The organism is Actinacidiphila oryziradicis (genome assembly GCF_005047355.1).
Taxonomy (GTDB): domain Bacteria; phylum Actinomycetota; class Actinomycetes; order Streptomycetales; family Streptomycetaceae; genus Actinacidiphila; species Actinacidiphila oryziradicis.
In genome coordinates this window covers 1-11,467 of record NZ_SUMC01000163.1, presented here as the reverse complement: position 1 = coordinate 11,467, position 11,467 = coordinate 1, and the positions used below count along the sequence as shown (strand labels likewise).

Below are 11,467 nucleotides of genomic sequence, written 5' to 3'. Positions count from 1 at the left end.
CACCGACCCGAAGATCTTCTTCCGGCCGGCCGGAGGCGGCTCTCACACAGAACCTGCCGGCAGCGCACCCGCGCCGCCAAGCGGACCGGCTTCCACCACCTGCACGCCACCGAGGTCCACCCCCTCAACCCGAGGTTCGGACCACCGGACGGCAACCGCAGACGGCCACGCCGCGCCCGAAAAGCCTGGAAACCACAGGCACACACAGAGTTCTAGAGACGCTCCGGTGCTGGAACCACATCATGGAGCGGCGCTCGCCGCCCTCGTCCACGAACGTCATGACGTCGGCCAGGTCCGAGCGGTGGTGCAGGTCGTGGAAATCAGCGATGCGCCGGGCGTAGGCGCGGGTCTTGGGGTGAGTCGCCACATTGTCGATGAGCTCGTCGCCCACCCGCACCTTGCGGCCGTCATCGAGCGACTCCAGGTAGTCCTTGCCGGGGCGCAGCATGGCGTGCGCCTCCCCTGGGTCTGTTGGAACAAGACCCAGTCGGCGTCGGACCCGACAGGGTGAACGAGACGGGCCGCCGGCGGAATCACCCGGGGTGAAACGGAACCCGGTGTGGCCGCCTACGACGCTGCTGGGCGGGGGTTGCGTATCCCGCCGCCCACCTCGCCGTGTGCCACCGCCCTCGCCCCTGCGACCAGGTCCTGCAGGGTTTCCCTGTACGGCGAACGCGCCCCCAGGGCCGGCACCGGCAGCTCAAGCTCGCCGTGTTCCTCTCGGCGTTCGCCGCTCTGCGCCCCCGGCCTCCCGCACCTGCTACGACCGCCACCGGACCCGCGGCAAGACCCATTCGGCTGTCTGGCCGCCGCCAACGGGGCCGAATGACAGCTACTCCGGCTTTCCTCGGCTCCGCCTTCAGCTCACTCGTTGTGGTCACGGGCCAGGCGGGAGAGTCTGTTCGGCCCAGATCGTCTTGCCGCGCGCCGTCGGACGGGTGCCCCGGCGCTGGGCCAGCTGCGCGGTGAGGTAGAGGCCGCGTCCTCCCTCGTCGCTGTCTTCGGCGTGCCGAAGCTGCGGCGCGGTAGAGGCACTGGCACCGGAGTGAACCGGGCAGAGGCGATCACAGCTTTCGGTGGGCCCTATTGCGCGCGCCGGGCACGCGCTCCCTGGGCCGCGTCCCGAGCCTTCTGCTCGCAGCGTTCGGCCGTCACCCGCACACGGCCCGCCCCGGTGCGGACCGCCCGGGCAGCCTCGCTGAGATCCACCGGCTCCCAGCCGCGGTCGGTGGTCGTGGCGGCCATCACTGCCTCGGCGCGCTGTTCGAGGGTGAGACCGAGCTGTTCGAGGAGGACCTCGTCGTCACGGCGGATGGAGTCGAGCAGGCCCCGGCTGTCAGTGTCGCCAATCTCCTGGGAGATTGGCGGTGCGCACATGTGGAGGAGCTGACGGGGTGTTCACTGCTTGATCCAGGCGTGAGCGAAGCTCGCGTCAAGACTTTGGTCGGGACCACGTACCGGGGCGGCCGCGATCCGGTCAGCGGCCCCGTACGTGACCGGAACGAGTCGTAAGGTTTCCGGGACAGGTGGGGTGCGGCCCCGGACGGCATCGACGCTGCCCATGCCCGCGTCCCCGTGCGCCTGGGCTTCTGGACGCGGTCGCGTACGGAACGCGCGGGTCAGTATGCCGCGTTCACATTGTCGATCGAACCGTAATGCTTGGCCGCGTAGTTGCAGGCGGCGGTGATGTTCGCGACCGGGTCGTAGATGTTCCAGGACGTTCCCGCGACGTGGTAGGCGTTGAAAGTCGGGTCGACCACCTGCAGCAGCCCCTTGGAGGGGGTGCCGGTCGCGGCGTTGGAGTCCCACCGGTTGATCGCGCTCGGGTTGCCCGACGACTCACGCATCACATTGCGGTAGATCCCGTAGTAGCTGCCCGGGATTCCGTGGGCGTGCATGACCGACAGCGACTGGTTGATCCAACCGCTCAGGTTGCCCCGAGAGGGGGTGGCGGCGGACGCGGTCGGAGCGGCAGCCAGCGCACCAGCGGCCACCGCGGCGCTGGCCGCGGCGACACCCACGGAGTACTTGGCGCCCTTGGCCATACGACCGAGCTTCGATATCGCGGAGAACTGCATTCGAGGATCGTCTCTTCCGTCGGGGAAACCCGAGGAAGTCCACCGGGTAAGCGAGAGTGTTACGGATCCGAAAATCTTTGGTCAATAGGTGACTTCTACTACCTAAATTCGTATTCCTTCTCACCGGTCGCTTCGTCAGCGCTGCAACAACAGGTCGTAGAACGTCCCATTTGCTACTATCGGTCTTCGTAGTGACGCACACCATATGACGAAGGTCACGACAGCGGGGACGTTTGAGTGATTCGCGGAATACTCGCCAGCACCAAAAGAACAAATAGGACAAATAATCCCAATTAGAGTGATTTAATCGATCTGCCCCTGGGCCCCGGGCCGGTTCGAGTACGGCATCGCCACCGGCGCTGACCATCAGGCAAAGGCACGCATCAGAAGCCGTAGTGCTGCTGCTGCGCTTCATGTTCGGCGAGCGGCGGCACCACAAGTGCGAAGCAAGGCTGTGGTGGTCATGACCGTGCTCCTTGGTTCGGCGTGTCGGAGGGGTCAGTGGGTGAAGGCGACGGATGCCGCGAGATCTTCTGGGCTTCGAGCGCGGCCAGGCGTCAGGTGAGCGCCGTGTGGATGGCGTCGTAGGCGCCTACCGGCACGAACTCACCCGCGTGTGCGAAAGAGCGGCCGACCTCCTCACCCGGCACACGGCCGCCGAGGCCGCCCGAACATGGATGGGGCACTTCCTCGACTACGCCACCGCCAAGAGGGGCATGTCCGAGGCCCTCAACGCGGTCATCGCGTCCGGCGCCGACCCCTACGCCTCCAGCCGCGCTCTGCTCACCGACGCCGTCGGCACCCTCTTGGAGGCCAGCGCCCGGGACGGAACCCTGCGCACGGATGTCAGCCACGACGACGTCCTGCTCGCCATGAGCGGCATTGCCCGGTCCACCGGCCAGTACGGCACCCGCGAGCAAGCCGCCCGCCTCGTCGACCTCCTCATAGACGCCCTCACCAAAGGCGAAGACCCTGGCCGAGGACGCCCACAAGGGTGCCGGGGCTCGGCCTACTTGATCCCAGTGGTGGCGATCCCCTGGACGATCTGCCGTTGGAAAACCAGGAAGACCGCGATGAGCGGGAGGAACCCAAGCACGGAGGACGCCATGACTTCCGCGTACTGGATGTTGCTGTTGTTCACCAAGGAGGCCAGGCCGACGGGGATGGTCTGCGACTTGGTCTGGTTGAGGACCAGCAGCGGCCACAGGAAGGAGTTCCATGAGCTGATGAAGGTCAGGATCGCGACCGTGGAGACGGCCGGCCGGCAGATGGGCATGCAGACGGTCGAATAGACCCGCCACCAGCTCGCTCCGTCGATGCGGGCGGCCTCGATCAAAGGAATCGGGATGCCCCGGAAGAACGAGTGGAAGACGAACACCGACACCGGCGCGGCGACCGACGGCAGGACCAGGGCCCAGTAAGTGCCGAGCAGGTGGAGCGACCGGTACTCGATGAACTGGGGCAGGACCAGCGCTTCGCTGGGCAGCATCAGCCCGGCCGCGACCAGCGCCATGACCGCTGCCCGGACCCGGAACCGGAGAAAGGCCAGGGCGAATCCCGCCATCGAGCAGAAGGCCACGGTGAAGACCACCGCGAGGACCGAGATCACCAGGCTGTTGAGGTACCAGGAGCCGATCGGGTAGTTGTCCCACGCGTAGGAGTAGGCGTGGAGGGACCAGCCGCCGGCGAACGGCGACGTGGGCTTCTGGGTGATCGACCCGTCCGAGCGGAGCGAGGTGATCAGCGCCCATGCGAAGGGCACGAGCCAGATCAGCGCGAACAGGGTCAGGCACACGCCGCAGAGCTGGTTGAAGAGTTTCGCGCCGTTGGCGGTGGGCGGTCCCGCTGTCGCGGTCTGCTGCGGCTCGGTGATAGTGATCAAGGTGTCCTCCGCTCAGGCCGCCGCGGTGCTGGTCGCACGCCAGCGGCGCAGCCCGTACCAGGCCGCCGAGATCGCGACGATGATGACGAAATAGACCATGGTGGCGGCAGCGCCGTAACCACCTCGGTAGGAGGTGAAGCCGGTGTCGTAGATGTACTCGATGACCGGCCGAGTGGACTGGTTGGGGCCGCCACCGAGCAGCAGGTAGATCTGGTCGAAGACCTTGAGCGAGGCCAGGATCTGGAGGATCAGGACCAGGCTCGTGGTCGGGCCCAGCAGCGGTACGGTGATGAGGCGGATCTGCTGCCAGGGGCCCGCCCCGTCGATTGCCGCCGCCTCGTAAACATCAGGTGGGACGTCCTGGATCGCGGCGGTGTAGAGGACAAAGTTGAAGCCGAACGTCCACCACAGGGTCATGAGCGTCACGGCGGTCCAGCCGCCCGACGTGCTGCCGATGAAGTCGGGTACCGGCAGGCCGAGGGCGCCGAAGAGCTTGGTGATCAGCCCCACCTGGGGTGTGTACATCCACAGGAAGATCAGCGCGACCACCGACGACGGCACGACGTACGGCGCGAAGAAGGCAAGGCGGTAGAAGACTCTGCCGCGCCGCATCCGGGCGGCGAGGACGGCGAACACCAGCGCGAGGATGACCAGGGGCGGGGTGGTGAACAGGGTGAACAGCACCGAGTGCCACATCGCGTCCCAGAAGAGCGAGTCCTCAAGGACCTTCGTGTAGTTGGACAGGCCCACCCAGCCGCCCAGGCCGTTCTTGACCGTGGTCGTGTTGAAGAAACTCAGCACTATGCCCATCAGCAGCGGGCCGATCAGGAACAGCAGGTAGATGATCAGGAAAGGGGCGCTGAGCAACAGGCCGGCCCGCCGCTCGGAGCGGGGTGGTGGTCCGCTCGTCGTCCGTATGGACAGTCCGCTGGGGGCCGGTCGCGTCGAGGCGACGGTCGTCATGGTGGCAGCCTCCTACTTCATCGTGACCGGCGGTCGGGCCGTGGTGTATCTCTTCAGGTCCGCGCGCATGCCGGAGACGGCGTTCTTGGGGCTGGTCCGCCCTGCGAGGACCTCGATGATCGTCGCGCCCATGGTGTTCTGGAAGTCCGAGCCCGCGCCGGTGTACCAGGCCACGGGGTCGTACTGGGCGTTGAAGGCCGCCTCCACGTAGTTGTGTTGCGGCGACTGGTCGAGGAACGCCTTGCTGCGCTGGGTCGGCAGCCACGCCGGTATATGGCCGCCCTGTGCCCACGTGGCGCTGTTGTCGAGCAGGCTCTTGATGAACTGCGCCGCGTGTCCGGTACGTGCCGAGGAGCGTTGCGAGTTGCGCGGGATGACCAGCGCGTGCGAGTCCGCGTACGCCACCGGCTTTGGCCCGAGCAGCGCCGGGAAGGGCACGACGTTGAAGTTGAAGCCCTTGACGAGCCGGTACGAGGGGATCTGCCACTCACCGTCGAAGAGGAAGCCGGCCTTGCCCGTGCTGAACAGTGCGTTCGCGCCCGAGCCCGTGAGGCTCTTCGGCATCAGGCCGCCCGCGGTGAGGCTCTGCATGAAGGCGAACGTCTCCCGCATCGCATCGTCGTTGATGTCGATCCTGGTGCCGGAGCCGGTGACGACCGGCCCGGCCAGGCCGGAGTAGATCATGCTGAAGTACCGCCACGCGGTGGACGGATCGGCGGTGATCGACATCACCGCGCCGTAGGAGGCGCCCGCCGCCTTCATCGCTTTCACCGCATCGATGAAGTCGCTCGTGCCCTTCATGGGCTTGAGATTGTCGCCCGCGGCGTTGAGCAGGCCGGCCTTCTTCGCCAGTTCCACGTTGTAGAACAGCACGAAGGGGTGGGTGTCGAGCGGAATCGCGTACACGGTGCCGTCCACGGTGGCCTTGTGCCAGGCCGCCGGGGTGAACCGGTCCCGGGTGATGCCCAGGTCCGTAACACCCGCGTTCTCCACCGGTTCCAGCAGGCCGGCCGCGGCCAGCAAGGGCAGCCGCGACAGGTGGGAGATGCCGACGTCGGGGGGTGTGCCGCTCGCCGTCGCCAGTGCCAGCTTGGTGTAGTACGGATTCCCCCACCCCAGGATGGTCGCCTCGACCGTCAGCCGCGGGTGGGCCTTCTGGAACGCCTTCTCCATCAGCACCATGTTGGCGCCGTCACCACCGGTGAACAGATTCCAGTAGACGACATCGGCGGTGTTCGGCTGCGCGCCCGTCAGGCCGGAGACCAGCGGAGACGAGCACGCCCCCAGCCCTCCGGTCAGGGCCAGACCGCCGCCAAGCGCCAGGAACCGCCGGCGCGCCATCGCTCCGCTCATGCGTGTATTCACCTCGTTAATTCGATGTGAACCGGATGGCGGAGACCTTGGCACAGGATTTGCATCGATGCAATAGACCGGGCACAAAGAGACACCGGCGTGCGGCCGTGTCATGCCTAGGCTGTCGTGGGCAGCCGCTGCGAGGACTCGCGGACCACCAGCCGGAAGGGAGTCGCCTCCTGGGGCGCCGACCCCGGCGGGGGGTTCCCGTCCGCCGCGCGTCGCGCCTGTTCGTCGAGCAGCGTGAGCGCGCGTTCGGCGATCACGTCCAGGTCGGGCGCGATCGAGGTGAGCGGCGGATGGGTGAACGCCGACTCCGGGATGTCGTCGATGCTCGCCACCGCGATGTCGCCGGGCACCCGCACACCGGAAGCGTCCAGCGCCCGCAGCGCGCCGACGGCCAGCGCGTCGTTGAAGGCGAAGATGCCGTCGGGCAGCGGTCCGCTGCCCTCCAGAAGGTGCCGCACGGCTGCGTAGCCCTGCGGCCGGGTCCAGTCCTCCACCGGTACGACGAGCCAGTTCACCCGTCGCACGTTCGCCGCCGACAGGGCCTCCCGGTAGCCCTCCATGCGCTGGCAGCCGTTCTCGCTGCTGTTGCCGCCGAGCGCGACGATCCGGCGGCAGCCCTGATCGAGCAGGTGCTCCACCGCGGCGCGGGCGGCCGCCACATTGTCGATCCCGACGCGCGGGAAGTGATCCCCGACGCTGTGCTCCCCCAGCATCACCAGCGGGAAATCCGGGACAGTCCCCGCGACTTCGGCCGCCGGTACGGTGAGGGCACTGAGCAGCACACCATCGGCCACATTGGTCAGGCCGCCGGCGAGGATGCGGCGCTCGACCTCACTGTCCCCCTCGGTCGACTCGACGAGCACCGTGATCCCCCGACGGGCCGCGGCCCGGATGACGGCCTGTGCGAGTTCGGCGAAGTAGGGCTCGGCGAGAAAGGGCACGGCCAGGGCGACGAACCCGGTGCGGCCCGAGCGCAGGCCGCGGGCGAGGAAGTCCATCCGGTAGCCCAGCTCGTCCAGCGAGCGTTGCACACGGGCGCGCGTATCGTCGCTGACGTGGGTGTACCCGCTGACCACGTTGGACACGGTCCGCACCGACACGCCGGCATGTTCGGCCACATCCCGCATCCGAACTCTGGCCATCGGGCGGTCCCCCTCTCGTCGGGCCGGCTCTCGCTGGTGACAGCCGGCTGGGTATTGCATCGATGCAAAGAATCACTCATGCTGAACGAACTTCCATTATACGAAAACCGTTGCCGAAAAGGCACAAGGAGGATCCGTGAGGGCGAGTGAGCAGGAGGGGGCCTACCCGAGGCCGATCCTGTGCCGGGAGCAGTGGAGCAGCCTGGACGGCACCTGGGGTTTCGGATACGACGACGCCGATGCCGGCGAGCGCCAGTCGTGGTTCGCGGAGGAAGGTACCGGTGCGTTCGACCGGGAGATCATCGTCCCCTTCCCGCCGGAGGCACCAGCCTCCGGTATCGGCGAGACCGCGCCCCACCCGGTCGTCTGGTACCGCCGCCGCATACCTCACGGGACACTCGCACCTGCCGGCACCACCGACGGCCGCTCGCTGATCCACTTCGGGGCGGTCGACCACCGCGCACGGGTCTGGCTCGACGGCCGGCTCGTGGCCGAGCACGTCGGCGGGCAGACGCCGTTCACCGCCGACGTCACCGACGCGATGCGGGCGGGCACCAGCGAACACCTACTCGTCGTCCGCGCCGAGGACGACCCGGCCGACCTCGCCCAGCCGCGCGGCAAGCAGGACTGGCAGGAGCGCCCGCACGCCGTCTGGTACGAGCGGACCACCGGCATCTGGCAGAGCGTGTGGACCGAGACCGTCCCCGCCCAGCACGTCACCGACCTGGCCTGGATTCCCGACCCGGCGCGCGGTGTCCTGGCCGAGGTCACCCTGGCCAGGACACCGGCCCGGCCGCTGGCCGTGGACATCGTGCTCAGCCTCGGCGACCAGGTGCTGGCCGAAATTTCTACCCTGGTTCGAACCGCACGCAGCCGGATCGACATCGTGATTCCCGCGCTGCGCAACGGCATCGACCGCGAGGACCTGCTGTGGCGGCCCGAGACGCCGACGCTGCTGGACGCGCGGGTCACCGTGCGCGACGCCGAGGCGTCCGTGGTCGTCGACACGGTCGACAGCTATCTGGGTGTGCGCAGCGCCGGCGTCGGCGGCGGGGCCTTCCTGCTGAACGACCGGCCCTACTACGTACGCTCGGTGCTCAATCAGGGGTACCGGCCGGACACCCTCCTCGCCAACAGCGGCACCGACGAGCTGCGCCGTGAGGTCGAACTGATCAAGGCGATGGGCTTCAACGCAGTCCGCATCCACCAGAAGGCCGAGGACCCGCGGTTCCTGTACTGGGCCGACCGGCTCGGCCTGCTGGTCTGGGGCGAGACCGCCGCCGCGTACGAATTCGGCACCGAGGCGGTCGAGTTGCTCACCCGTGAGTGGCTGGACCTGGTGCGACGCGACCGCAGCCACCCGTCGATCGTCACATGGGTGCCGATCAACGAAAGCTGGGGAGCCTCCGAGATCCCGCGCGATCCCGCACAGCGGCACTACTCGATCGCCCTGGCCAACCTCACCCGGGCCGTCGACCCGAGCCGGCCGGTGCTCTCCAACGAGGGATGGGAGCACACCGACAGCGACATCCTCGGCGTGCACGACTACACCGCGGACCCCGACCAGCTCACCCGGCGCTACGGCGACGCCGCCTCCTTCGACGCGGTACTGGCCGGCGGAGGTCCGCAGGGCCGCGTCCTGGCCGTCACCCGGCGACAGGCCGAGCGATTCGCCTCGGGCGACGCGCCGCTGATGATCACCGAGTTCGGCGGCCTCTCGCTGCGCGCCGACGACGGCGAATTCTCCTACACCCGGACCAGCTCCGAGACCCAGTACGCGGCTCTGCTGGGCGATCTTTTCGCCGCTCTGCGGGCGAGCCCACTCGTCGCGGGCTTCTGCTATACGCAGTTCATGGACACCGCCCAGGAGACCAACGGCCTCCTCTTCGCCGATGGCAAGCCCAAACTGCCGCTGGAGTCAATCCACCGCATCGTCACAGGCGTGGAGGATGACCGCCGCCCCCCGGCCGTCTGATTCCCCCGGGCCGCGACGCTGTGGGACTCTGTCGCCTGATTCGATTAGCGGCGTATGCGCGTCCTTTTCCGGGGTTGCGGATCGAGGTCGAGGTCGGCGAAGTGTGTGCGTCGTGTGGTTCCCAGGGGACGTCCGGTCAGGTGGGCGTCGATGCGGGGGAGGTTGATCGCGGCGGCGCTGAACACGTGGGCGAGGCCGGTTTTCGCTCAACGCCGGAAAGTCATACGGGTCGGCGTGGGAGATCGGCGGGTAGGCCGATGGAGATGGTGATCTCGGCATTCGGCATGGGTTTGTCCTTCCTGGTCGAGTTGTAGGCGTAGTTGGAGATGGGGCGTTTGACACGGCGCGGGAGAATGCGGGCCCGGCGGCCTTTCGGTCCGAGTTCCCGGGAGTTCAGGACCGCGCGGCGTATCCAGGGAGTCGGTGGCGAAGTGGGGTGCACCCGGTCCCGGTGATCACGGTGTGGCGGGCGGTCCGGATGGTGACGGTCAGCGAGATCCGTTCAGGGGCGACACCAGCGTGTGCGGCAGCGTCCACGGCGATGCCGCACGGGCGACCTGGTGGACGATGCGCAGGGCGAACAGTTCCTGTCGAATGCCAGGGCACGTTCAAGGGCGAGGTCCTCGGACCCGAGTGGCTTGGCGCCGGCGTCCGGCACCGCGTCCGCTGCGCTTCGGGCAGCAGGGTGGCGGAATCTGCCGGACGTGCTCCGGACTCCACCCGGTGGTCGCGAGCCAGCGGCGGATGGTGGTGGTGGCGGCGGAGACGTCGTTGCCGCCGGCCAGGTCGGCCAGGCGCTGGTCGTGGCGGAGCACGGCGAGCACGATGACCGCCTGACGGCCGGGCGGAAGCTTGCGCCAGCGCGTGCCCGACTCCTTGCGCCGGCCCGTCGAGGAGGGCGGACTGCGCCTCCCGGGCGGTGCCGCAGTCCATTCCGGCACGGTCCTGCCTCCCTCCAGCGCTGATTCCCGTCGTCACCACCTCTTCCTTGGCGTCCGGTCTTCCTTGGCGTCCGGCTCTGGCAGGCAGAACCGGACAAGCGTTCGGGACAGGCCGGATGTGCCACGTCGCCGGACGGGCGTCCAGCGCAGGCGCGCTCACGAGGGCGGTACCCCCCGGTCCGCGCCCAGCACCTTGAAGAGGTCGGCTCGGGCCCGCGCGACGCAGGACCGGATGGTCCTGACGGGGCAGTCACACACCTGCGCTGCCTCCTCGTAGGACAGGTCGAGCAACTGCGTGAGGACGAACGCGCTGCGCCGGTCGGTGTCGAGGTGGGAGAGCAGCGCCTCGACCCCGACCTGTTCGGCCACATTGCAGGCCACGGCCTGCTCGCGGTGCAGGTCGACCAGCTGAGCGTCCCGACGGCGCCGCCGGATGCGTGAAGGCGGCTCGTCCATGCAGATGCGCCGGGCGATGGACAGCAGCCAGGTCCGCGCGGAGGACTCCCGGCTTAAGGATTCCAGCGCACGGAATGCCCGCAGGTAGGTCTCCTGTGCCAGGTCGTCGGCGGACTCGGGGTCCACCAGGTGTGCACACAGGGCCCACACCTCCTGCTGGCTGGCTTGGATGAGCTCCCTCATCGCCTGCGGGTCGCCGCACTGGGCGGCGACGGCGAACCCGGTCAAATCCTCCACGGAACCGGCCGCGTTCAGACGAGAGCGGAGGTAGTACAGGCACCGTGCGCTGATCGGGCCGCACCCGGCGCCAGGCCTGACAGGGCCGGGTGAGCCGGGACGGACGGAACGCGGTTGCGGCGGCAGGTCATAGTGCTCCTCGGCTTCTGGTAGTCACACAAGGTGCGAGACAAATCAGACCGGCACCTACCCGCACATACGCCCGATTAATCATACAAACGGTGCATTGCGTTCCGGCACCTTCTATGACGTCGTCACACCGCCAGGTCACCGACCGCGCCCTGCCCCTGAACCAGCACTGACGCCCCTGCGCGACGCGTGCGCCGGTGCGGGCGGCCGGGGCCTGTCACTCGTGTGGTCCGTGCCGAGGGGCGGCGGGTGACACGTGGTCATAGCGTCGGCTTTGTCCGATTCCGCTTTCCTGTGAAGGA

General features: G+C 68.2%; 10 protein-coding genes and 1 pseudogene. 2 read left to right on the top strand and 9 right to left on the bottom strand.

Annotation, left to right across the window (positions count from 1 at the left end; genetic code table 11):
* Positions 1–124: 124 nt before the first annotated feature.
* From FCI23_RS51130 to FCI23_RS51115, 3 genes are all read right to left on the bottom strand, one after another.
* Positions 125–448, bottom strand: coding sequence for a 4-hydroxyphenylacetate 3-hydroxylase N-terminal domain-containing protein (locus tag FCI23_RS51130; protein ID WP_322974040.1), 324 nt, complete (start codon positions 446–448; stop codon positions 125–127).
* A gap of 635 nt (positions 449–1,083) precedes the next feature.
* Positions 1,084–1,377 carry a hypothetical protein gene (locus FCI23_RS51120; RefSeq protein WP_136730795.1) on the bottom strand — a complete coding sequence of 98 codons (294 nt, stop codon included), beginning with the start codon at positions 1,375–1,377 and terminating at the stop codon, positions 1,084–1,086.
* Between the two features lie 242 nt (positions 1,378–1,619).
* Entirely contained in the window at positions 1,620–2,078 is a 459-nt protein-coding gene (locus FCI23_RS51115; RefSeq protein WP_136730794.1) for a transglycosylase SLT domain-containing protein, read from the bottom strand.
* A 518-nt stretch (positions 2,079–2,596) separates the two neighbouring features.
* Between FCI23_RS51115 and FCI23_RS63460 the strand changes: the two are divergent.
* A pseudogene (locus tag FCI23_RS63460) lies at positions 2,597–2,974 on the top strand (SbtR family transcriptional regulator); the annotation flags it as partial.
* A gap of 113 nt (positions 2,975–3,087) precedes the next feature.
* Here the strand turns inward: FCI23_RS63460 and FCI23_RS51105 are convergent.
* The 4 genes from FCI23_RS51105 to FCI23_RS51090 all read right to left on the bottom strand — a co-directional run bounded on the left by FCI23_RS51105 (position 3,088) and on the right by FCI23_RS51090 (position 7,427).
* Entirely contained in the window at positions 3,088–3,960 is an 873-nt protein-coding gene (locus FCI23_RS51105) for a carbohydrate ABC transporter permease (RefSeq protein ID WP_136730793.1), read from the bottom strand.
* Positions 3,961–3,972: 12 nt separating this feature from the next.
* Positions 3,973–4,923, bottom strand: a complete 951-nt coding sequence (locus tag FCI23_RS51100; protein ID WP_136730792.1) for a carbohydrate ABC transporter permease — start codon at positions 4,921–4,923, stop codon at positions 3,973–3,975.
* A 12-nt stretch (positions 4,924–4,935) separates the two neighbouring features.
* Positions 4,936–6,276, bottom strand: a complete 1,341-nt coding sequence (locus FCI23_RS51095) for an extracellular solute-binding protein (protein ID WP_246144846.1) — start codon at positions 6,274–6,276, stop codon at positions 4,936–4,938.
* A gap of 116 nt (positions 6,277–6,392) precedes the next feature.
* The gene (locus FCI23_RS51090) at positions 6,393–7,427 is read right to left on the bottom strand and encodes a LacI family DNA-binding transcriptional regulator (RefSeq protein ID WP_246144845.1); all 1,035 of its coding nucleotides are present in this window, start codon (positions 7,425–7,427) and stop codon (positions 6,393–6,395) included.
* A gap of 136 nt (positions 7,428–7,563) precedes the next feature.
* On the opposite strand from FCI23_RS51090, the gene FCI23_RS51085 reads away from it, so the two are divergent.
* Positions 7,564–9,402, top strand: coding sequence for a glycoside hydrolase family 2 protein (locus tag FCI23_RS51085; RefSeq protein ID WP_136730791.1), 1,839 nt, complete (start codon positions 7,564–7,566; stop codon positions 9,400–9,402).
* A gap of 608 nt (positions 9,403–10,010) precedes the next feature.
* Here the strand turns inward: FCI23_RS51085 and FCI23_RS61785 are convergent.
* Together FCI23_RS61785 and FCI23_RS51075 are read right to left on the bottom strand one after the other, a co-directional pair.
* Complete coding sequence (locus tag FCI23_RS61785; protein ID WP_246144844.1) at positions 10,011–10,343, bottom strand: hypothetical protein; 333 nt, start codon at positions 10,341–10,343, stop codon at positions 10,011–10,013.
* Positions 10,344–10,499: 156 nt separating this feature from the next.
* On the bottom strand, positions 10,500–11,036 hold the full coding sequence (locus FCI23_RS51075) for a sigma-70 family RNA polymerase sigma factor (protein ID WP_246144843.1): 537 nt from the start codon (positions 11,034–11,036) through the stop codon (positions 10,500–10,502).
* Positions 11,037–11,467 lie beyond the last annotated feature (431 nt).